The organism is Desulfotignum phosphitoxidans DSM 13687 (assembly GCF_000350545.1).
Taxonomy (GTDB): domain Bacteria; phylum Desulfobacterota; class Desulfobacteria; order Desulfobacterales; family Desulfobacteraceae; genus Desulfotignum; species Desulfotignum phosphitoxidans.
On record NZ_APJX01000004.1, the window covers coordinates 65400 to 89080 of the forward strand.

The 23681-nt window shown below is 41.1% G+C and carries 20 protein-coding genes and 1 pseudogene; all 21 read right to left on the reverse strand.

Translation table 11 applies throughout. The annotated features are described in order from the left end of the window. Nucleotides 1-4 precede the first annotated feature (4 nt). The 21 genes and pseudogenes from DPO_RS09995 to DPO_RS10095 all read right to left on the reverse strand — a co-directional run bounded on the left by DPO_RS09995 (nucleotide 5) and on the right by DPO_RS10095 (nucleotide 23650). Nucleotides 5-856, reverse strand: a complete 852-nt coding sequence (locus tag DPO_RS09995; protein WP_006965752.1) for a sulfotransferase family protein — start codon at nucleotides 854-856, stop codon at nucleotides 5-7. Further along, nucleotides 849-1787: a polysaccharide deacetylase family protein gene (locus DPO_RS10000; protein ID WP_040011809.1), complete on the reverse strand. Its 939-nt coding sequence runs from the start codon at nucleotides 1785-1787 to the stop codon at nucleotides 849-851. Before DPO_RS10000 ends, DPO_RS09995 begins: the two co-directional genes overlap by 8 nt. Beyond that, nucleotides 1780-2931 (reverse strand): GNAT family N-acetyltransferase, encoded by a 1152-nt coding sequence (locus DPO_RS10005; protein ID WP_006965754.1) that lies wholly within the window; start codon nucleotides 2929-2931, stop codon nucleotides 1780-1782. Before DPO_RS10005 ends, DPO_RS10000 begins: the two co-directional genes overlap by 8 nt. After that, nucleotides 2928-3872 carry an FkbM family methyltransferase gene (locus DPO_RS10010; RefSeq protein WP_006965755.1) on the reverse strand — a complete coding sequence of 315 codons (945 nt, stop codon included), beginning with the start codon at nucleotides 3870-3872 and terminating at the stop codon, nucleotides 2928-2930. The genes DPO_RS10005 and DPO_RS10010 overlap by 4 nt, the downstream gene beginning before the upstream one ends. Nucleotides 3873-3894: 22 nt before the next feature. Further along, a complete protein-coding gene (locus DPO_RS10015) occupies nucleotides 3895-5247 on the reverse strand; it encodes a hypothetical protein (RefSeq protein WP_152427636.1) in 1353 nt (450 codons plus the stop codon). A gap of 456 nt (nucleotides 5248-5703) precedes the next feature. After that, nucleotides 5704-6272: pseudogene (locus DPO_RS26850) on the reverse strand (IS1634 family transposase); the annotation flags it as partial. A gap of 287 nt (nucleotides 6273-6559) precedes the next feature. Next, nucleotides 6560-8275, reverse strand: coding sequence for an IS1634 family transposase (locus DPO_RS10025; RefSeq protein ID WP_006965759.1), 1716 nt, complete (start codon nucleotides 8273-8275; stop codon nucleotides 6560-6562). A 215-nt stretch (nucleotides 8276-8490) separates the two neighbouring features. Next, nucleotides 8491-9258: an FkbM family methyltransferase gene (locus DPO_RS10030; protein WP_006965760.1), complete on the reverse strand. Its 768-nt coding sequence runs from the start codon at nucleotides 9256-9258 to the stop codon at nucleotides 8491-8493. Between the two features lie 65 nt (nucleotides 9259-9323). After that, nucleotides 9324-9590, reverse strand: coding sequence for an LbetaH domain-containing protein (locus tag DPO_RS10035; RefSeq protein WP_006965761.1), 267 nt, complete (start codon nucleotides 9588-9590; stop codon nucleotides 9324-9326). Nucleotides 9591-9736: 146 nt separating this feature from the next. Further along, on the reverse strand, nucleotides 9737-11104 hold the full coding sequence (locus tag DPO_RS10040) for a 3-deoxy-7-phosphoheptulonate synthase class II (RefSeq protein ID WP_006965762.1): 1368 nt from the start codon (nucleotides 11102-11104) through the stop codon (nucleotides 9737-9739). Next, nucleotides 11086-12213 carry a Gfo/Idh/MocA family protein gene (locus DPO_RS10045; protein WP_006965763.1) on the reverse strand — a complete coding sequence of 376 codons (1128 nt, stop codon included), beginning with the start codon at nucleotides 12211-12213 and terminating at the stop codon, nucleotides 11086-11088. Before DPO_RS10045 ends, DPO_RS10040 begins: the two co-directional genes overlap by 19 nt. A gap of 110 nt (nucleotides 12214-12323) precedes the next feature. Beyond that, nucleotides 12324-13838 (reverse strand): class I adenylate-forming enzyme family protein, encoded by a 1515-nt coding sequence (locus DPO_RS10050; RefSeq protein WP_006965764.1) that lies wholly within the window; start codon nucleotides 13836-13838, stop codon nucleotides 12324-12326. Then, nucleotides 13819-15393: a UDP-2,4-diacetamido-2,4,6-trideoxy-beta-L-altropyranose hydrolase gene (gene pseG / locus DPO_RS10055; RefSeq protein WP_006965765.1), complete on the reverse strand. Its 1575-nt coding sequence runs from the start codon at nucleotides 15391-15393 to the stop codon at nucleotides 13819-13821. Before pseG ends, DPO_RS10050 begins: the two co-directional genes overlap by 20 nt. After that, on the reverse strand, nucleotides 15390-15629 hold the full coding sequence (locus tag DPO_RS10060) for an acyl carrier protein (protein WP_006965766.1): 240 nt from the start codon (nucleotides 15627-15629) through the stop codon (nucleotides 15390-15392). Before DPO_RS10060 ends, pseG begins: the two co-directional genes overlap by 4 nt. Before the next feature lie 22 nt (nucleotides 15630-15651). Continuing rightward, a complete protein-coding gene (gene pseI / locus DPO_RS10065; RefSeq protein WP_006965767.1) occupies nucleotides 15652-16701 on the reverse strand; it encodes a pseudaminic acid synthase in 1050 nt (349 codons plus the stop codon). After that, nucleotides 16688-17425, reverse strand: a complete 738-nt coding sequence (locus tag DPO_RS10070; RefSeq protein ID WP_085939418.1) for a cytidylyltransferase domain-containing protein — start codon at nucleotides 17423-17425, stop codon at nucleotides 16688-16690. Before DPO_RS10070 ends, pseI begins: the two co-directional genes overlap by 14 nt. Before the next feature lie 787 nt (nucleotides 17426-18212). After that, the gene (gene pseC / locus DPO_RS10075; RefSeq protein ID WP_006965769.1) at nucleotides 18213-19367 is read right to left on the reverse strand and encodes a UDP-4-amino-4,6-dideoxy-N-acetyl-beta-L-altrosamine transaminase; all 1155 of its coding nucleotides are present in this window, start codon (nucleotides 19365-19367) and stop codon (nucleotides 18213-18215) included. Between the two features lie 3 nt (nucleotides 19368-19370). Beyond that, complete coding sequence (gene pseB, locus DPO_RS10080) at nucleotides 19371-20384, reverse strand: UDP-N-acetylglucosamine 4,6-dehydratase (inverting) (protein ID WP_006965770.1); 1014 nt, start codon at nucleotides 20382-20384, stop codon at nucleotides 19371-19373. Nucleotides 20385-20434: 50 nt separating this feature from the next. Next, a complete protein-coding gene (locus DPO_RS10085) occupies nucleotides 20435-22042 on the reverse strand; it encodes a hypothetical protein (RefSeq protein ID WP_040011810.1) in 1608 nt (535 codons plus the stop codon). 1 nt (nucleotide 22043) lies between these two features. Then, nucleotides 22044-23423 carry a class I SAM-dependent methyltransferase gene (locus DPO_RS10090; protein ID WP_006965772.1) on the reverse strand — a complete coding sequence of 460 codons (1380 nt, stop codon included), beginning with the start codon at nucleotides 23421-23423 and terminating at the stop codon, nucleotides 22044-22046. Continuing rightward, nucleotides 23420-23650 carry an LPXTG cell wall anchor domain-containing protein gene (locus tag DPO_RS10095; protein WP_006965773.1) on the reverse strand — a complete coding sequence of 77 codons (231 nt, stop codon included), beginning with the start codon at nucleotides 23648-23650 and terminating at the stop codon, nucleotides 23420-23422. Before DPO_RS10095 ends, DPO_RS10090 begins: the two co-directional genes overlap by 4 nt. Between the last annotated feature and the right edge of the window lie 31 nt (nucleotides 23651-23681).

A 23681-nucleotide genomic window follows, 5' to 3' on the forward strand; every position in this document is an offset into this window, starting at 1 on the left:
CCCCTCACTGCTCTGATTTCAGGGCAATCCATTTCAAGAATCTTTGCTGGATGCCGGACAGGCGCCACTGCCAGGTGGTATCATACCGCAATCCCTTGAAATCCCTGAACTGGGCCCGGCCGGTACTGCCCGTGAACACGTGGAACGGGGTCGTTTTCAAGTGTTCCTTAATTGTTTCATAAGACAGATCCAGGTGAAGGAACCTGCCCAGATCCCGGATCTCCGCTTCCGGGTCGAGGCACAGCCGTTTATAGGACAGGTCATACCAGTCCAGGCCGTACTGTTTCAAAAACCGGGGCATGAAAAAATGGTTGAGTTTGTAATTCACAAACCCCTTGAAAAACCCTTCCCTGCTCTTTATAAACGATGCCACATTCCCCAGGATGTCCCGGCGCAGATAGATGATCTTGATGTCATACTGGCCCGTGCACACCAGAAATATCAATCGGAACAGGCTTTTCGAGGTATCCACGACCATCTGTGCACCTGGGTCGTACGCTTTCATGTTCGCTGCCAGGTGATCAAAAAAAACCCGGTCATCCCGGGGCCGGTCCAGCACCAGGCGGCACACCGGCCGCCCCAGCAAAAGGAATGCAGCAATCTTGAATTTGGCTTTGAACCCTGGTTTGCTGTAGAGCTGATATTCACTCAAAGGCAGGTGTTTCCAGAAATCGCATCCAGCCACGGTCCTGCCGCAGAAACAGGGCATATCCCCGATCCTTGATTTGCCGGGAAACAGCATCAGTTCTCCGGCATTGAACACCTTTGGATGGGATCCCAGAAAATATCCCAGTAACGTGGAACTGCTGTAACTGACCCCCAGCAGGTAGATGATGCACGGCTTTTTATTATCCACTGTCCGGCCTCCTGGATTGAGAAAAGCCCGTTTTCCGGCCGGTCACATAGGCCCGGCCCGTGCCGTTGGGATTTTTCAGCACATACCCGGGCTTGGCCGCCGCTACTTTCACAAGGGTTTTCCAGGGCGTATACCTGGTGTAGATATCGATTCTGGGCAACCGCCACAGCTCAGTTTCCGGCCGGGCCCAGACCGGATCGGTGGTCATGACTGAGCTCACCCCGCACCCCTGTGCATAACTGGCCAGATCATCGGTATAACTGCCGTTGGGAAACGCAAAACTCGCACACCGGGTCCCGATCCTCTCCGACACCTGGGCAATGGAATCCCGGATCTCGCGGCAGGCAGATTCCCTTGTTTCCCGGGTCAAAACCGGATGCGAACAGGTATGTGCCCCGATGGTAAACCCTTTTTCATGAAGGACGGCGGCATCATCCCAGGACATGGGGGCCACGCAGGGGTCGGACATGTCCGGTGCGGCCTGGTATTTTTTTGCCAGTGCATCCAGCAGCGCACCCACCCTGTCCATGGAAAGGGTTTTCAGCTGGGCAATTTTCTGTTTTTCCTCATCAGTCAACGGTGCTCTCAACAAAACATTGCGGAGGTCAAACCACAGGGCCCGGCCGGTTGTCACCGCATCCGTCACCAGATAAAACACGGCCGGCACCCCGAGTTCTGCCAGTTGCGGGGCCGTCTCCAGGGCATTGATCTTTTTGCCGTCGTCAAACGTCAACAGGCAGAACGGCCGCCTGCCCTTTTTTTTCATCCGGTCTGCCAGTTGATCATGATGGATAAACTCAAAAAACCGGCCCAGGACCTCGATCTCCTGCCGGATCTGATCCCGGTTCTGGGTATGATTCCCCACCACGATCCCGGTGCAGGGGCCGGATCTGAACAAAAAAGCCAATGCCTGTTCCAGCCCCTTATTCACGCCGGAACACCCTGACCCACCGGGATTTGAACACATGGCTGTCCAGCATGGCCCACAGTTGCCTGCGGGAATCCTTTGCCTTGACATAGGCTTCAATGCACCCTTTCCAATAATGAAGCGACACCAAAGACCTGGCCCCATAAACCCGCCATAGATCCCGGGTTTCATTGGCAAAATAATGTTTGTACGCCTCATCGCCCCGGCCGAAATCCAGGCATTGATAACCGTTTTTTTTCATCCATAACCCCATCAGGCGGATGGTGATATTGCCGGTGCTCAGTTTGTTGTAAACCGGCAGCCGGGCTGTATGAAAATAGATGAGATCTTTGTTTTTTTTGTTTTTCAATCCCACCACAAAGGTGATCCGCCGGTTCATCACATGGACACTGAACCGGATCAACGCCTGGTCTTTGGCCCAAGCCTTCAGCGCATCTTTCAGATCGGTTCTGATTTTCTCATCCTGATATTTGGACGGAGTGGATGTGGTTTCCCAGCGCTTGTCATGGGCCACACAGAACTGATCCACCCACTCATTGATATCCTCCTGCGTGTCATCCACCTCAAAATGAAACCCCTTCATTTTCATGAGACGGTTGGAATAGTTCTTGAGTCCCCGGTGCTTGTTGAACTGACGTCCAAACTGCTTCATCCCATCAGGATCATCTTTTTCCTGTACACAAGGCACCTTGTCATACGCCACCGGCACACACCGGTATCCGGCCTGCTCAAGCCCCTGCACCGCTGCCTCACAGGTCTTCCCCCAGCCAGGCACATTGGTTAAAAAAACCGTTTTGGGTCGGATTTGCTCAACCGCCCTGGCAAGGCCCTGGGACAACATATCCTTTTCCACCCAGGGCAAAAAAAGCGCTGTATTATAATCTGTCAGATAAAACTGCAGGAAATGAAGGCAGCCGGATCTATCCAGCCGGAGAGGCCAGAGCGCTGCCAGATTACCGGACCGGTCATAGCCTTTGGCAAAAAAAGGCACCTCTTTTTTTCCAACCACCTTTTTGACCATCATTTCCAGAAAAGATGGCGCGCAGAAAGGACTTGAAAAGGGATCTTTTCGCCAGAGATCTTTGATCCTGATTATAAGATCTTCATCCAGGCGGTATATATTTTCGACTTCCCAATCAATCATCATGGATTTCCCAGAAACCGGTCCGATCCCCCGGAAGATAACATGGATGCAATACGTTCAAACAGACGCTGAAGCTTCCGCCGCCCTCTGAATTCAGGTATGCTTTTCTTCCGGTATTTAGCCACTGTCTTTCTGATTGTTTTGAGAAATTTTTTATCCAGCTTTTTTGTTTCAGCCGCGCCGTTAACCAGTGCCTGGGCCAGGTCCATATATCCATATGCCAGATAGACATAAACTGCTTTAGCAATTTTTTCCTGTGTAATATTCTGGATGGATAATACCTGCTCAGGGCTTCGAAAATACAATGCATCTCCAAACACCAACTGCCCCTTCTGGTTTCCGACATGAACACTTTCTTTTCTCTTCCAATAGTATCTTCTAATATCGAAAAGTTCGAAACCATTTTTTCTGACAAAAGCATCAATATCACAAAACAGAGGTTGATTTTTGTATACTTGTAAAAATTCCACCTCAATCTCCATTCCGATCAAATTATCAAGATACTCACTACTACCTTTCAATATTGCCAATTCATGCCCTTGGACATCTATCTTCATAAAGTCAATTTCAATAACATTGTTTTTGCGCAATTGATTATTAAGGGTATCCGTTGCAACAGTGACTGTATTAATTACCTCAAATCTTTGAGAATCTTTAAATTTATCAAGAATATCAATATTGGGCGTATAGACTGAAGATACCTGTTGTTTTCTACATAAATTCAAATTGATCTTATCTGATTTTTCTGACGACAACGCGGCATTCAGAACTGTTAAATTTTTCCCGCTTTCTGACTTTAGAATTTCATATTGCCTAGTATCCGGTTCAAACAAAACCGCACGATAAAAAGATGTAAGTTTCCCCCACCTTGGATCTATTCCACCACTTGCTCCTACATCAACTATCTTCAGAGGATCATTTTTTAACAATTCATCTTTTTCCATTACGAATCTTTTTTAATAATATTCAAGTTAAAAGCATTTTAATTAAATGCCGCATTTCACTCTTTGCCTCTTTCCCTACCCTGCAAAAAACCTTTTTACTGTCTGGTATATTCACTTCGGAAATAATAGTTTCAAAGTCTTCGGGCTTTTTGAGCAATGGAACACTAAAATATCTATTCAATTCGTGCCCATTACCATTTCTGAACGAATTATTCCAAATATCCAGAACTCCAACAGTTTTCTTATAATAAAGCATTTCCGTTGCAATCCCACTATTATAAACAAGCAAAATATCCACAATTGTAACAAATTCTTTATAGTCAATATTTTGAGGTAAAAGTGAAATATTAAAATCATTTTGAATCCAGGAATAGGCATAAAACTTCCTTGCAGGGTGAATTTTTACAAAAAAATTATCATTCGGTTTTGCATATTTTTCTTTTATTTCTGATAAAAATCGAACCATTTTCATATCGTTAGCTTTGTTGGGGGCACTTAGGGCTAAAACAATGGTTTTTCCTGATTCTATGTTATATTTTTTTTGAGTGGCATATTTAAATTCACTCGAAATTTCAATATCTTCAATAATAGGTGTACCGGTAACCTTGATTTTTTTTTTAGGTACCCCCCTTTCACTCAACTGTAATCTGGCCATATCGCCCCACACCCATATCTCATCCGCATTAACGGGAGCATATCCTGCTTGATGGTTAATCACTCCATGCTGAAAAACAACACTTTTTATATTTAAAGCCTTTGCAACAGCAAAAAACAACGAGGATTCTTTTCCCCGGTCATAATCGCCAGCAATTAATTTGACATTTTTCTGGAGCGCAATGAATTTTTTAAGTGAATAAGCTTTCAACAATTGCGTTAGCAGATTGATACATAATATCATTTTAGTTTTAATATTCAAATTCAGAGGTTTCAGCATATCTATAATGATTTCTTGTCTCGAAATAAAAAAGAGAATCACTTTAAAAAAATCTAATACACCTGACAAACAGAAGACATATCTATATGCAGTATCAGATTCTTTTCCTGGTCCAAAAACGATGGTTTTTTTCAACAGTTGCTCTTCTTCAGTTATTATTCCTTCAATTTCTTTCAAATGCCTGTGTTTGCCGGATGTAAAATAAACAACACTTTTATTTAGATCCTTTAAATATTTATTCTTATTAACAGGTTTCAGAAAATAGTAAACAAGAACTGAAAAATGTCTGAAAAGTCGAAAATCGAAATCTCCCAAGAACATGCGGTTAAAATAATAGGACAACATTGATCCAATTTCCAACCCCTTGTAGTTCAGATGATTTAACGAAACTTCAATTTCGTTAAGCTTTTTTGCAGAGAATGTATTGTGGGATCTTTTCAAGACTTTATCTTTCTAATTTTCAACAATTCTTCTAAATTTTTGTTTGTATCTAAGCGAATAATTCGGTTGTCAATGGTTGTTTATTCATCGGTTCCCCCTGTTGCAATGTCCAGGACTTTCAGATCAAAGGCATGGCATCTGCGTTCAAAACCAGGCATGTGTCAGGGACGGCACCACCGCCAGCCATGGGTCAAGGCGGCTGCGGCGGATGATGGTGAATGTCCTGTATTCTTCTGCCGGGCACGGATATCTGAAATCCAAAAATTGATGGGCCCGATATTATCAAGATTGTTGTATTGTCGAATAAAAAATATGTTTTCATCAGGAAATTGTTTTCATGTCTAATCCTGAAAGTCGGCTAAAGCGTACACTATTCGGTATCCACTCCCAAGTACTTCAAGAACAGTCTGTCTCTGGCTACTGATTCGGTGGACCATCGATAGCTGCCCATGGCAGTCTGAGGCATTTCGAATAACTGGATATCGACGTGCTGTCATAGGCCAGATATTCTTTTTCGATCCGGCGCTTGCCCTGGAGTTGGAAAAAACGCTGCCTTGCCTCCTCGGTGATGGAAGCCAACAGTTCACTGCTCCTTTGAGAACAGATGATTTCACCGAATGGATGCCGGTGAATGGCTGCCCAGTGTGGAAAACGGCTCAAGGGGTTTTTGTCCTCAAGAATCAGATAATAGACAATGGACAGGATCTGCCGCCAGTTGTCTGGAAAGCATGTTTCCAAATCCTCAAGCAGGCCGGTATCTTCAGCTATACGATCAAAAAGATAGGTGGCACCATAAAATTTGCGGGCATTCCTGGTAAAAGACGTAGTCCCTTTTTTCGTGGTTTCTGTCCTGGGGGGTATTTTTTTCTGCGGGTAGGAACAATCTGCTGTGTTTCGGGATCCACCCGCCCGATACATTTTCGTTTTGCCCTTGACTGCTTTTTCTTTTTATCCCAATGGGAGATTGACTCATAAGCATAAGTGATTCCAGTCTTTTTATTGGTCTGATACACAATGGCTGCCATAGACGATCTCCTTGTTTTCATCGTTACAATTACATATACTGTAACGATGAAAATTGCAAGAAAAATCGAACAAATTTATAATTTTTTTAGTGGGTTACTCTGATTTCATCGTTATATTTTTTCGGGAATTCAGGATTTAAGGTGTGCGCTTTGTACGATTTTCAGGGTATTAAACACCCTTTTTTTCCAAGATAACATCGCGGTTTTATTAACCTCAAGGTTCACAAAAATCATTAAAAACAACATCGATATCATGTTCCGACCCTGAAAATCGGCTAAAGCGTACACTATTCGGTATCCATTCCCAAGTACTTCAAGAACAGTCTGTCTCTGGCTACTGATTCGGTGGACCATCGATAGCTGCCCATGGCAGTCTGTACCTTTGTGGTTTCAATGCAATCGAACCAATCCAAGATCTGAGCGAGAGAGCGTTGCGCAAGCCAGTTTTCCAATTTTTTTTCGAGATTGAGAAGTGATTTGGTTTTTCCGGATTCATTTTTTCCGAGCTTGGACTGTACTTCCTTTATTTTTTTCATCAGGAAACAATGATAGCCCAGCGAGATAAATTGTGTGAATTGTCTTCCGCGCAGATTGTCCGGGTACCATGTGCGCGGTCGCGCACCGTCGAGTCTCCCTTTTTGCACGGCAAAGAGTTCTTCAATTTTTTCTCGCAACCGATAGTTTTCAAGTGCCGTAAATGTGTCCATAGTCTGATTGCTGACCAGAGCGAAATAGCCGAAGTACCTCTTTGCTTCGGTAATGGCTTTATCATTGAAGCCCACCTTAAGCTGCCCCCCACGCCCCTTTTTGGAACAGGTCAGGTACTTGTCTATTTTCTTTTGCGCAGATGGCGTGAACTCGGTTTCTCCTCCTTGTATTTGCGCCTTCAGTTCAAGCAGATCCTTACGGAAGGCGAGTTCTTTCTTGGCTTCGTTGTCTGGAGAATAGTAAACATGCACATACAGGCGGCGCGAGAACGTTTCTTTCTCACCTGCAACGTTCCTGTTGCGTGATCGCTGGCGTGTCCGGCTGAACTGGTGCATTCTGAGCGAAGTTGCTCCGCAGATTGACGGGTCGAACGGACAAGTGCTGGCCATACCCGCGATTGCTTCACGGAGCGTATCAATTGTCTCACGGACCCATATAATTTTCGGATCAACCAGCGTCAGAAATTTCACATTGCGCAAGGCAAATTCCATCATGTTTTTCTGGCTGTAGTAGCCGTTATCTGTGACGATCAGAGGTTTTTCCAGATTGAGACACTTGAGTTGTGTCAAAGTGTTTTCAATGGAGATGACATCCGGAATATTACCGGGTTGCTTAGAGAAGGCTATCGGTTCGCCAGCCTTGACGGAATATAAGGTCAAAAGCTTGATGGTGTTGAGTCCGTCGCCATCCTTGTTGAATCCCTGTCGTGCCTCCGACTGATTTTCAGAATAGGTCGAAATAGTGGTAGAGTCAAACGCCAGCATAGGAGACTTCCCCAGGTGTGCCGCCCGAGCTGAAAAATAGCGCTGAACGCCTTCCTCATTGCGACCAATATCCTTAAACAGGCTACCATAGACGTCCTCAGTGATCGCTTCGCGATATGGAAGGGGGTGCATCACCTGCCAACTCTCAAGACGTGGCAGCGTGTTGCCACCGGAACCAATCCAGTAGCGCGCGATAGAAAGTATCTTTGCCGCATCACCCTCGCTGAATGAAGCACATACATCATTATCAATGCCGGAAACCTTGCCAACCCATTCCAGTATGTCCGTGAGGCCGGTATGCCGACGTGTTGCATCGACAAGGCCTCCTTCGCCTTTATGTTTTTTCGGACGAGTCGGCAAAATTTTTTGTGTTCCAGCCTTGATTTTCCCTTTGAGTTTCTGACTGACCGTATAGGTCTTTCTGGTTTTTTCGTCGTAGGCTGTAACCCGTTCATAGACGTAAATATCCCCATTCGGACGCTTTTCACGCCGTTCACCGACGTGAGTTTTTCCTGTTATTGGTTTAGCCATGCAAAAACCCCCTTTAAAGTGTACGTATGTATATAATACAAACACGTTAAAAGAGCAAGAAAAAAGCATGACTTTTCAAACAATTAGAGCGTTTGGTGTTGTGTTCTTTATTTAAGGTGTGCGCTTTATCCGATTTTCAGGTTCCGACAGTTCGCTTTCAGCTTGAGAAAAGAAGCCAAAATCCTTGAACCCATATCGATGTAGATGGACAGGTTTTAACTTGTGATGTTTAGGGCAGCCGACAACCTTGGGACACAATAAATTACGGTTTCCAATCCCATGTCCCCATGAACTCTCAAATAAAAGTTATAGTTCGAATTTATTTCATGGACACGCAATGGGATATTCCATAAATCTGACGCACGATGGTAGAGACAAATGGCTAATACCGGAGAATAATCGGCAATTGTTTGTTTAGCACCTTCTATCGCTTCGATCTCTGCTCCTTCAATATCCATTTTGATATAGTTGGGCTTAGCCCCATAAAAAACTTCATCTATGGCCACCACTGGAATAGCAAAAACGCCTTCTTCTGGCTGCCCTTGCAACTTTCTAATTTGACTGGAGGCCCCATTGCTTTGGATTTGCAAAATTTGCGAGCTTGACCAAGCACCAGCCGGCAAAACAAATAAATCACACCTGTCGACATATTTTTTGACATTAGCTTGCAAAGCTTGAAGATTTTGAATATCAGGTTCCATTAATGCAATATAGTCAAGCGACTGTTTTCTTTTTTCAAAAATACTTAAAGTTTGTTCTAAAGTGTCGCCTGTAAAGGCTCCGCAGTCAATCATACGGATACCTTGGTTCAAATGGGCAAACAAATCGATATCTTCAGGAAAATACTGAGTCACTGGATCATTTTGCAGGTAGGTTTGTGCACTAATATTTTCTCGGAAACGAAGGATTTTATCTAACACGTGGGAACTTTTTTTATCGGCAAATAAATCTTTGAGCTGTTCAGTTTTAGCATGATTCACCATTTTGCTATCATCTTCCTCATACCACCGAACAAATGGCAAAAACACATCAATAATTTGCGGGATTATTACCACACTTTGATTAAAAAGTCATACACTTCTGAAAAGCCTATTTCACGCAATTCATTAGCAATTAAGGTGTTACTCCCGGCCACTGAAACAAAAACTGGAAGAGACCTATCTTCAACTTCTTCAATCCGTTTAATTGGGATACCTTCGTACTCTGTTGCCAATGTGTATTGATCGATAAAATACAGAATATCGATATTCGCCTTCTGCATAGCTTGATAAAACAAACGTCCATTCCCACCAGCTCCATAAACCACAATTTGCATAATTTAATCCTTAAAAGAATTATCGATAAAGGATGGCCCGCATTAAATCAATCCAATCTTAAAAAGATGTTCAAATAGCCCAAGGGAACTTGCCTCGATCTCTCAGCAGGATCTTACGTGAACCCCTCGATTCATACGGCTCCTATCTATGATTTCATCAATTGAGACACAAAGAATGCCAATTCCACAGACTGTTCTGCGTTCAATCGAGGGTCGCATGTTGATGTATAATTATTATCCAGATCGTATTCCGTAATATTACTTTTTCCGCCAATACACTCTGTCACATTATCACCGGTCAATTCTAAATGAACGCCTCCCGGAATTGTATTCGCCCTTTCATGTATCTGAAAAAATAATCTAATCTCCTCAAGAATATCATCAAATTTTCTAGCTTTTTTACCCGTACCGGTTGTATATGCGTTCCCATGCATGGGGTCACAAATCCATACCACATTAAAATAATTGTCTTTAACCACGCGGATAAGTTCAGGCAGAAATTTTTCAATATTTACAACACCCAAACGAACGATTAAACTAAGCTTTCCCATCCTGTTTTCAGGATTTAATTTCTTAATATTCTCCACAATATTTTCAATCTTGTATTGCGGGCCGATTTTCATCCCTAAGGGGTTATTCAATCCTCTTAAAAATTCGATATGAGCACTGTCAACCTGACGGGTACGCTCGCCAACCCAAAGCATATGAGCGCTCGTATCATAGGGCAAACCAGTTGTGGTGTCCACCCTTGTCATAGCTTCTTCATATTCCAGAAGAAGGGATTCATGGGAGGTGTAAAGATCAACCTCGTTAAATGAGGTATTGTTTGTATCCAATTTGATGGTTTTAATAAAATCAATAGCTGAAATTAATTCAGCAGCTACCTGCTCATACTTTTTCATGATCGGATAATCTGAAAAATAATGTTTTTGCCAGTCCAGGATCTGATGCAAGGATGCATACCCGCCTTTTGAAAAAGCCCTTATTAAATTCAGGGTGGCGGCTGACCTGAAATATCCTTCCAGCATCCTGGCCGGATCATGTTTTCGTTTCTCCAGGACCGGCTCAAAACTATTCACCATATCGCCTTTATATACAGGAAGCTCTCCTCCATTAATATGTTCTGTTTCATTGGAACGTGGCTTTGCATATTGCCCTGCGATTCTCCCTATCTTAACGACCTTTTTGTTTCCGATATATGAAAGAATAATAGACATTTGCAAAAAGACTCTTAAGAAATTATGAATTTTCGGACCATTACAATCGACAAAGTTTTCTGAACAATTCCCGCATTGCAGCAGGAATGCTTTTCCGAGACCTACTGTTTCAAGATCGTTCATTAATGATCTTGTCTCGCCGGCAAAAACCAATGCCGGCAGATCTGATATCTGGGATAAAATATCTTTTAGCAAAGCCTTATCATACCACTCGGGTTCCTGTTTTCGAGGATATTTATGCCAACTGCTTTTAGACCAGGAATTCAAAATTTCTCTCCTTAATGCACTTTTTCCCATCCTTTTGTCTCCACAGATTTTTCAATGGCCTGCATCAACGATAACCCTCTTATCGAGGAATCTATTGTAAGGACATAATCTCTTTGAAAAGCCTCACCCTTTTTAAATGCAGCCAAAGCGTCATACACGTCATCATAATAATTTGCGAAAGCTTCGATAAACCCTGCAGGATGGCCTGATTTAAATCTTTCGTAGCGTTTCTGATTTGCAATTTCTATTCCTTTGGATGACCTGTCTAAATGAATTGTGCGGCCCATGTTATCGTTAAAAATCAGCACTTCAGGATTCATCTGATGCCACGCAACAGATGCTTTTTCACCATAAACTTCGATCTTCAATCCATTTTTATGTCCAAGGACAGATTTGCTGTACCACATCTGACAGTCTATATTTCCACTATATTTGACCATACAGATGATATTATCAACAACATCATGGTGCCCGAAACTGTTTTTCATTGATACCACTTCTAAAGGCTTTTCTTTTACCAGAAACTCTATCATGGAAGATAAATGCGTTCCCAGATCCAAAGAAATTGTCGAAATATCCCTATCTTGAAGCCGCCACTTCTGGGGTATTGGAATACCGCCGTCACTTGTCCGGCGAATAAAACCCTCTTGGGGCATCTGGGCATTTATATGGATAATTTTACCCAGTTTGCCCTTATTAACCATATCCCTTATTTCTCTTACCATTGGATAACCGGTATAATTGTATGTTACAGATAAGAATCCTTTTGTTTTTTCAAGAAGCTCTTTCAACACCAAGGCATCGTCCAAGGTATCCGTCACTGTTTTTTCACAAATAACAGGCATGTTTGCTTTCAGTGCATCACTGATTACCCCCGCATGCATATTTGTTGGCGTTAAAACAACAACAGCATCCAGAAGTCCGGTTTCCTTTTTCAACAAATCCTTATAATCTGAATATAACTTACCCACGCACCAGTTTTGTGCGGTTTGGGAGTTAATGTTTTCATCCCGACTGAAACACCCGGACACCAAATCAAACCTGTCATCCATTTTTAATGCAATTTTATGTGTAACCCCTATTGCAGAGTTTACACCACCTCCGATAATACCAAGTTTCAATTTAGAGCCATTAGCCATTTATTTTCTCTCCTGGTAACAAACATTCACGACTGCTTATTTTATGGACCCCAATGTCAAGACAGTTTTTCAACTAAATTTAAGCGTCACTTTCTAATTTTTGCCAGTGTTCATGATGTTGTGCCACAGTTAAATTTTCCAACTTTCCTTTCTTCGTTAACAACCATTTTTTTAAGATCATTTTTTAATATTTTCCCAAGACCACTTTTGGGGAATGATTTTACAATTTTAAATTTTTGTGGCATCTGGTAATCTGTTAAATGTTTTAAACAGGCTTTTTGTATATCGGGTATTTTAATGGAATAATTGTCTTTTTCTGTCATACAGGCGACAATGATTTCTCCAAAATGCTCATTTTCGATACCAATCACTGCACAATCTTCTACTTCCTCAAATTCATTGATAAGATCTTCGATGTCTTTTGGGTAAACGTTAATTGCACCGGTTATGATAACATCCTTTGTTCGTCCTTGATAAAACAGGAATCCATTTTTATCAAGAGTGCCTAAATCTCCTGTCCGAAAATAACCTTCTTCATCATGTGCCTTTTGGGTTGCTTCCTCGTTTTTGTAATATCCTTCAAACGCGGTTAATGTTTTGCACAGAATTTCACCATTTTTAATTTTTAGATCCACATAAGGCAGGGCTTTGCCAACACTGCCCATCATCTCTTTGACTTTCAAATGTGATACGACCCCAACTTCACTTGTGCCGTAACATTCATAAATAGTACAATTAAATATGTTCAATAATTTTTCTTTGATGTTTTGTTTCAATAATGCAGAAGAAGAAATAATTGTGTTTAAAGAATTCAGGTTATAGGTATTTTCCTGCATATAATGTGTTATGGCTTCAAGCTGGGTTGATACAGCAAAAAGAAATGTGACGTTATGTTTTTCTACAGCATCAACCCAATTTTTTGCCGTAAATTTTGTTAGCAATATCGCAGTTCCCCCGATTAAGAGGGGCAATAAAACAGATCGCAGTGCAAGGGAATGATAAAGTGGCGTGGAGACCAGTACAGTGTCGTTGTCATTCAAATCATATATTTCTTTTGTTGCAATAATGCTTCTGTTTATTTTCGTTTTTTGCGTAAAGATAATTGGTTTTGGATCACCGGTTGAGCCTGATGTCATTGTCAAAATATAGTTTGTATCAGGTGGTACGCTATCGCTTATACTGAATGCAGCATGTTTGTGGAAAAAATCATCATAAAAATCACAATTGCCTGCTTTTTTTCCCATGGCAATGAGTTTGTCATTATTGAATATATTATTTTCGGCCAGATAGCTGATAGTGGTAAACCAGCCAATCGCGAAATCACAATCGGACCGGCGCAGTGCTTTTACCAGACGTTCATTTTTAAGCGTTAAAGGGAGAGGAACAATTGTTGCGCCAAGGTAAGCACAACTCAACATAATCGTGACAAATTCTATGGAATTGTTTGCAATAATTGCAAGGTGTGTATTTTTCGTTACCCCTTTATGGTGCAAATGAGCGGATAACGTTTTTACATCCCGGAATAACTCCTGGTAGGTAAGGTGTTTTTTGTCATGAACGATAGCTGTTTTTTCGGGTGTTTTATTAACATTCTGTTCAAATAGATCAAACAGGTTTTTTGACATAGACAAATTCCTTATTTGATGGATTGTTGAAACAATTTATAATGGCATTATATTCAATCTCATCCTGTTTTACTTCAACAAATCCTAAATATTTGTTCAGGGTACGAACATAATGGTTTGTTTTTTTAATTATGGCAATCCATGTTGCATCCGAATATTTTTGTCGTGTGGTTTCAAGTTGCCATTGAAGTGCAAGCAGAGAGACGTCAAAAAATGTATTTTCATTACAGACAAACCATCCTCCAATTAAAAACTTTTTTGACGCATAATTTACTTGTTCTTCCCATATATAAAGTTCTTTAACTTGATTTTTTTCCACCAAGTATGATTTCCTTTTGTTTGAAAACCACCAATTATAATGTTCGATGCGGGGAATAACTTTATTTACGTTCATGTTTAATCTGTTTTTAAGCAAATTCCGGGAAGTTAAATAATGATTAATATCTCTGTCTGTCACTTTCCTTAACTTAATATCCGGTGTCAGATTTATATAGTCCTGGACCGGTGCGGGGGAAGTAGAATTTTTTGAAATAGTGATGTTATCCTTTACAGCAGCCACAATACGTTTTATTCCTTTATTATCGATATTGATCAATGCATTTTTTCTAAGGTGCTTTAACCTGTTGATGTTGAATAAGAGTGTTTTTATTAACTGTACGGTTTTGCTTGATTGGCAGAATTCTTCTAAAGGAATGTGTAAAAAATGGCCGTAATCTTGTAAATACGTTACGTCACTTTCCTGATTCGGGGCAATGCTGAAAGATAGAACAGGAATCTTAAAGAAGCTTGTTTCATAGAATGATGCTCCTAAAGCTCCTATGAAAAGGGATGCTTTTTGATAATAAGGACATAGATTGTTTTTATTCTGTATTATTTTGAGGTTAGCGTAAGTTTTTTTATATGCAATAATTTGGTGATAGTTGTAGCTCAGTGGTCCCAATATCACCCATATATTAATATCCAATTTTTTATCGTCTAATAAATTTTTTATAATTTCATTAAATATTGAGAGATCGCCTCCTCCTCCCAGGCTGAAAAGGACTGTTGATTGTTTTATATCGGGACTTTCTGCGTATTGATATTGTGGGTTAAGCAATGTGTACTCTGGTCCAAGCAGTTTGGTACAGTTTGGAGGGGTCAGATCGTTATATCTGCTGCATGTCTCGTTTATTCCAGTCCATTTCTGGTCGATTATAAAATCACAGCAATGTTTTCTTTGCATATCATCGATTGCAACAATTTTATATCCATTAGCAGAAATGATTTTTTCCCAGGTTTCATTCAAATCATAACTATCAACAATAACAGTATGAATATCATAGTCTTTTATGAAAGATAAAGTCAGTTTTGCGTCCTGAGTTTCTTTGATTGTACAATATTCATTATAAAGTTCTACCGCAAAGAAATCTTTTAAAAATGGTTCAACTTCATCTTTTTTATTAAGTACAAAGAGTGTCTCTTCACCCTGTAGTTTAAATTCTTTGGCTATATGGGATGTTCTCACCAGATGCCCGATTCCGATCTCTGGTGATACATTGACTCGAATAGCAATCATATCTGCTTGCTTTGGATTAATTTGATCAAGCCTGACAGTGTTTTATTGTTATCATTCACAATATCGGCTGGTTTTATTTTTATGGAGAATTGTTCTTCAATCGCTATGAAAAGCGTAAGTACACCAAAAGAATCAAGGTGTTCATTTAACATAAAATTATTATTGAGATCTGTTTTTGAAACAGTTATCCCGCGTTCTTCAAAAAAAGTTGTTAAAAAGTCTAATTCTTTTGACATGATGGCATCTTCCTTCCGGGTATTATTTGTAAGCTCCAACCATATCCCATATCAGCAAAGAACCTTTTGGTATATTACAAGCCGCTTTTCTATTGACAATTTTAGCATAATCTTTTGGCAGTATCCCACCTCCCGGCCGCAAACTTTTAATGTTTTGTTCGTTCAAAACATCTCCGGTTTTTATATCCTTTGTGACAATGATTGATCTTTGTGGTTTTTGAATTGTTACAGGATATGTTACAGTACCAACTGCTTTCTCTGCAGCCCGGATGCCTGTTACCATTGCTTTGAATTCATCGGTTGTGGCTGAAAAAAAATTGTCGGCACTGTCATCGTTTCTGTCAATGATGAAATGTTTTTCAATAATAGAAGCCCCTAAGCCTATGGAGGCAATCGGAACTCCAATTCCTAATGTATGGTCAGATAAACCAACCGGACATTTAAAACTTTGTTTCATATGGGGAATAGTGGCCAAATTGATTTTTTCCGGTGGAGCAGGATAGGTGCTGGTACATTTTAAAAGTGCGATGTTTTGTGAGCCCAACTCCAAAGCCGCATTGATTGCTTCATTAATTTCAGCCAACGTGGCATTTCCTGTAGAGAAAATGAGAGGCTTGCCGGTCCGGGCTACTTTTTGAATTAATGGAATGTCAATGATTTCCGGGGATGCAATTTTATAAGCAGGACAGTTAAGTTCTTCCAAAAAGTCCACAGAAGAAAAGTCAAAGGGAGAGGAAAAGAAAATCAGACCGATATTGTTTGCCAAATCTTTGAGTTCAGGGTGCCATTCCCAAGGTGTGTATGCCTGTGCGTATAGCTGGTAAAGGGTTTGTCCGCGCCAGGGGCCTTCTTTGATGAAAAAATGAGGCGCATCGCTGTTCAGTGTTATGGTGTCAGGAGTGTAGGTTTGTAACTTTATAGCATCTGCACCTGATTCTTTGGCTGCAAAAATAATATCTTTGGCTTTCTGGAGATCATGTCCATGATTCCCAGACATTTCAGCAATAATAAATGTTGGGGAATCGCCGCCAATGGTTTTGTTTGCAATTTTGAAAGAATTATTTAATTTCATATTCCTTTTGCTTTACTTCTTTGTTTATTTCATAAATATAGGGATTCTTTTTCAGCATTTTGATCAGTTCATCATATGTGAATTCAGTGGAACAATTAAATTTTTTATAGACCTCTTTGATGGCATCATAATCTTTTATTTCGTCAAGGGTCAGTCTGTAGTGAGAGTCATCGGTTTGATTATTCAGATGAAGGGTCTTAAAAGGCTTTTTAATTTTATCCGGATGAATTGTTACATGCTCTTTTTCGTATGGCGTAGAAGCATTATTATACATAAATTTTAAAAAATCAAATCCATATGCAACTGTATCAATCCCCCTTGGAAACCCGCTGTGAGGGCCCGCGCCAGCCAAGTCAAGATGATTGTTTTTGTAAAGATCTATTGTTCTCTGGGCGATATCCTGATCTGCCAGTGGGCAGTCAGAAGTCAGTCTCACAATAATATCACCGCTTTTAGCGCCAAATTTGCAGGCGGTTTCATAATATCTGCTTAATACATTCTCTGTATCACCCTCATAATAGGGGATATGATTCTTTTTGCATACATCTACAATGGGCTTTTGTGTACCGTCATTGGTTGTGGCTATAATAATGTTTTTTTTAAAATTTTTTAGACGATCCAGCATTATTTCGAGAACTGTTTTACCACAGAGCGGAAGCATGACTTTTCCAGGTAATCTGGTGCTGGTCATTCTTGCCTGGATTATTATTAGAAGATTGATAATCTATTCCCCTTCAAGAAACCGTTGGTCAATTATTTATCGAACTGAAGTTCCGTTCCGAATAGGGCCACAGACAAGGAGCTATGGGCGGATGGTAATATATACGCCGGGGCAATCCCCAGGTGTTTTATAATAGAGCTCATGGCTCATTTGGTCAATCGATGGGCTCCTTAGCCCCTTGTCTGCAGCCCCATCCATTGTTTGATTTTTCACGGATGATCCTTTATAAGTTTGATCGCCAAAAAAACCACATAAAGGAGAGCATCCGTGAAGAATTCTTTTATAAGCCAGTTTTCCCAAAATATCAAATTTAATTACACCTGCTTTGACCGGGTCATCATCCGAGGCTATATCCTGAAATTCTTTTCCCTTGCCTGTGTGGTCCTTTTATAACAGTCTTCCACTGTGGAGAGACGGTGGGCAATGACAGGCATCCCCATGCCCTTACAATTAACAATCACCTCCCCCATTTATTCCGGCAGCCAACAGTGCCCCTGGGTAAATTCCGCACCTTTACCATCCAGATCAAGATGTAATTCGATCATCGACGCGTACAACTCTTCGACAGCTGCCAGGTAAAACGGTGTGCAGGAAAAAATATTCCTTTGTCCCGGCAATGTTCAGCCAAGTCGGTCAGAAATGCCAGAGGCAGTTCCCATTTTTGCGGCTGTGTCGATAAATTGCAGACATCGACCCAGATCACGGTGATGGTTGCTGGAAACTTCCGCAATGAAATATGGTTTCATATTGTTCCTTGTTCAGTTTGAAATACTGATGCAGCCATTATCATTCAAATCGCATTTTGTAAACTCGCTACCACACGATCCTGCTCTTGTTCTGTCATGGCGTAAAACAGCGGCAAAGTCAGGGCTTCCCGGTAATATTGTTCAGATTTTGGAAACTGCCCCGTCTCAAATCCCAGTGCCCGGTACCAGGGTTGGAGATGCACAGGGATATAATGCAGATTGACTCCGATTCCTTTATCTCTCATCGATTTAAACACCTGTTTACGGCTTTGGTGTATCCTGCCCAGCTGCAGGCGAATGACATAAAGATGCCAGGCAGACATTCCATCCGGGTTCTGCTGGGGGAGGATGACCGGAAGATCTGCCAACAGTAGGTCATACCGTTTTGCGAGTTCCCGGCGCCTGGAAACAAATGCATCCAGTCTGGCAAGCTGGCTGAGACCCAGGGCAGCCTGAATATCGGTCATTCGAAAATTGAACCCCAAATCGATCTGCTGATAATACCAAGGGCCATCCGGTTCATGGGTCATGAGTTCCGGTTCCCGGGTGATTCCGTGGCTGCGAAGCCGTGCCATGCGGGCGGCCAAATCCGAATCATTGGTGACAGCCATTCCCCCTTCGGCCGTGGTGATGATTTTTACCGGATGAAAGCTGAAAACAGAAATTTCACTGTAACTGCAACTGCCGATGGAAAACCCTCTGTATTCCGCGCCCAGGGCATGGCAGGCATCTTCAATGATTTTGAATCCATATTTTTGAGACAGGTCAAAAATGGCTTTCATGTTGCAGGGCTGTCCGCACAGATGCACCGGGATAACGATTTTGGGAAGACGATTTTTCTTTTTTGCCTGTTCCAGTTTTTCTTCAAGGGCTTTGGGGCACATGGTGTAGGTGAGTGGATCGATGTCCACAAAGTCCACCCTGGCTCCGCAGTACAGGGCGCAATTGGCAGATGCCACAAATGTGATGGGTGAGGTCCACAGGATATCTCCCGGGCCGAGTCCCAGGGCCAGGCAGGCCACATGCAGGGCGCTGGTCCCGGAATTGACCGCCACGGCATGTTTTGCCCCGACCCTGTCCGCCACTGCCCGCTCGAATGCCGGCACTTTCGGACCCTGGGTGAGAAAATCAGATTGCAGGACATTGACGACCGCGTCTATGTCTGCCTGGGTAATGTGCTGTCTGCCATAAGGGATCATTGTCTACACCTTGAAATTCGGGTCCACATCCAGCCGGATCAACTCCCGCAGCTGCTCCACCGTCAGAAAATCCGGGTTGGTGCCGCTGTTGTAGGCAAATCCCGGAGTCACCAGTTTGCAGCCGTTGTGATCACAATAATGCTGGGCATTGTGTTTGCCCGTGGTGGGCAGGATGGCAAAATATTTGCCCAGATCCACTGTATTGAAACTGTCACTGGCTGTGATCATTTCCTCATGGATTTTTTCACCGGGCCGGATACCCACGATGGAATGATCGCACTCCGGCCCGATCGCCGTGGCAAGGTCGGTGATTCTATAAGAGGGAATTTTAGGAACAAATATCTCCCCACCCTGTGCATTCGCAATGGCCCATATCACCATATCGACACCATCCTGCAAACTGATATTAAAACGGGTCATGTGCGAATCAGTGATAGGCAGAATACCAGTGTTACGTCTTTCAAGAAAAAAAGGAACCACTGATCCCCGGCTGCCCATGACATTGCCATACCGGACCACTGCAAAACGAATATCACGCTTTCCTTTGATGTTGTTGGCCGCGATAAACAATTTGTCGGAACATAATTTGGTTGCACCATAAAGATTTATTGGTGCCGCCGCCTTGTCAGTGGAAAGAGCCATCACATTTCTGATGCTGCCTGTGTCCAGACAAGCTTCAACCAGATTCTGAGCGCCGAGAATGTTTGTCTTGATGGATTCAAAAGGGTTGTATTCAGCTGCGGGCACCTGCTTGAGAGCAGCGGCATGAATCACAGTATCGATGCCTTCCAAGGCCCTTCGCAGCCGATCGATGTCCCTGATATCACCGATAAAGTAGCGCATACTCTTGTTTACTGAAGAACTGAACTCCTGTTCCATTTCAAACTGCTTGAGTTCATCCCGAGAGTAAACCACCAGTCGCTTGACATCCGGATACCGGCTAAGGATAGTTTTGACAAATGCTTTGCCGAACGATCCGGTACCACCTGTCACAAGAATTGACTTGTTGTTTAACATGAATTTTGACTTTTCATTTTATAGATTTCAAAAATTTTTTTGCTTTCATCCTAATCATATTTTGCTATGCCGGTTACATTAATAAATTTATATGGATAGTCATAATTTGAATAGTAACTAAAATCTTCCAGCAATCCATAATTCGTATCGAAATAATAATTCAAAACACACCTAAAGGTATTAACGGGGGTGATACTATCATATATATATTCTTCATCTTCATTGAAATCTGGTAAATAGTAAGCATTAAATATCCTTGTTCTTTCTCGAATCATCTTTTCAGTCGGATTCCCCCAGCTTGCAGTGCCGGAATCGCTATCAATAAAAGTTGAAGCGGTTCCATGGTCTGATTGGATTATGATTATTGGAGAAATACTTGATTGCAATAATATTGATTCAATTAACATCTCAACCTTTTTATTGATGCAAATTAATTGATTCAAATAATTTCTTTTTTGTTCCCAAACACCGCCACTCATTTCAAGGCTGGTTTTTGAAACTGGACCACAGTCTGCTCCGAAAATATAAGGAGGGTGTGGAGGAATAATATGGGCAAAAACGAATTTTGGTTCCTTTATTCTATTAATTTTTCCAAGTTGGCTAAAAGAAGACACTACTCTTTTTCTGGCGACATAAACAATAAAATGGTTTTCAAAAAGACGTAATAGAGTCGTCCGAATCAATATCATCCAAAATTCATTTGCTCGACTATTGTAAACGTTCAAATCTGCAAATTTATTATAATTTGTCGCACCCCAACCTGAACTAAAATGGATAAATTTGTACCCATTCCATTTTAAAAAATTCATTACTTCACTATTTGAAATCATTTGATAGGGTATTTTTCTATCTTTTGACTTATCCCCTAACATCTCCGTCAAAAAATTAATGTATTTCATATTTAAGGATGAGGCAAGCGACAAAAAGGTGAGTACATAGTTGCTCCTGCTTTCAGTCGCTATATAAAATCCTTTGCTGATTAGGTGTTTTTCAAATTCAGCGTTGTTGAAATCATAAATTTCTTTAAGGGTAGAGGAACTAGCATAACCATCTAAAATGATATAGTAGATATCTCTTAAAATGTCTTTAGAAAAAGACGATGAAATAGTTTCCTTTTCGTTGTTGTCTTTATTTTTGGTTCTTTCAAAAGTTAAATCAATTTGCTTAACATCATTTGTTTTCAATTTGTAAACGCTGATATTGATAAGCACCAAAACAAACAAAACAAAAGACATTATGTTTAAAAAATTCGTAAGAATACGAAGATTCCATTTAATTCTTATTATTAAATGAACTGCAAAAATAAAACAGGCACACCAGAAAAATATAAAAAATTTATGGCTGTCAATTATTAAATTCTTTATCCGAAAACCAATTACCACATCATAAGCAGCTCCATATGTGAAAAAAAAAATCAAAAAAACTGATATCAATATCCCTGTTTTATGAGTATTTTTTACCATCAACCGCAAACATAGTTTCATCAGAACTGTCAGGCTTAAGATGAATATCGAGGGCATCAAAACCTCGGGGAAGAAAACCTCCTCTATATTATGTGCAAATAGAAAAAAAATCGGAAATACGGCAAAAATATAGGGGTAAAAAACAGGTGATTTTTTGATATTAAACTTCTTTGCAAACAAGTCTTTTAAGTCCATTCTATTTTTTTTTTTCGCAGCAAAACAAAGATCTCTTGTTACTTAAGCATTTTTCTTCTATAAAAATGAAATATTTTCCAAAGTTTTCTTTGAATGCTTCATAGCCATATGGAAGGTGTGGCTCCAGTCTGTTTTTAATAAGCCTTCTCGCCATAGGATCTTCTGGAGGGACGAACTCCACAATAATATGCCTGGCAATCTGTGCAAACCATTCAGCAACATGGGACAGCGGTATAGAAGATGATAATACGAGATGATGAATAAGGGCCAATGCCAGCAAAAGATCAGCAGGCCCCCTTTGGTTAAGACTCATCCGTTCTTGATTATTCCACCCCAGACCAGGAGAGGGATTCGACAGATCCATCGTCAATGGTAAAATTTTTTTAATACTACTGTCTTTTACGATTCTTTTGTAAAGGGATTCTGTACAGACTGGATCTCCATCAATACTGACCACAAATGCACCCTTTGAAGCGGCAACAATCGAGAAATCTCCAGTATTCGCACCCAGATCCCATACAACATCAGGTTTTATTCTTGCTACAACAGTTTCTATGAAAACGGATTTTTCTTTTATATCATTTGATTCATATGTCCTAATATCATTGTATGTTTCCCAAAAGGAAAGTGCCTGCTTCATATGGATGCCGGAAATTGTTTTCCGAAGGGAGCGAATTAATCCAATCAGTCCCAACTCACTAACTTTTGCTCTTTTTCTCTCATTGATATGACCTTTCTTGTCTGCAATACGTTGAAATTTTGAATGAAGGACTAAATGTGTAAACAATCTTGGTATAATTTTTTTACCAACAGGTAATGTTTTCACAGCAAGGTCAAGAGGAAAACCGTTAATATAGCTACGCCACATGGAAAGTAAACGGATATCACGATATGCGGCCATCACCAAAGGGGCTAAAAAATGAGAACAAAATTGACCATACGCAACCCATGGGCTTTCAGCAGATTTTTTTCCAACAGAAAGAGTATCAATAAAAACCAGTTTTTCACCATCATACTGAACATTGAACGCATTTGCATCCCTGAGCCAGAAACCCAGCGGAATTATCATTTCCATTATGTCTAAATGAATTATTGCTGCATCTTTCAACATCGAAAATGGCCATTCCCAGGGATAACTCACCATCGGAATCTTAGGATGTTTCAAACAATAATATATTTCAGTATCTGCTATGATTTTTTTACTGATCTCTTTGTGGCCAATCAACAGGCCAGCATTATAAAGTATATCATAGATCCCATTTTGTTTAGAAGCCTCATAATCTGAAACTCCAGGCTGAAACACATGACGATAGACTGAGTCATGATTTGAAACATAAACACTTCCTGATGGGTCCCGAAATGATCCTGAATCATTTATCATTTTTTGTGCCCAACGCCATCCTCTTTTTTATTGCGGGTAAAAAATTTTTTAAACCGGCGCCAATAAATACCGCCAGTAACTCCAATTGCGACAAAACCGGCTATAAGAGCTTGCAACATCATGCTTCCTGTCCCTGGATCCAAATAAGCAAATGCGGATTCAAGGGGAAAAGCAGCTTCCACCAAAATAATGCCAAAAGCACTTAGGATTGATTGATAATAAAACATGGTATTCTCCTTGGAATGAAGCGTTCTTTTG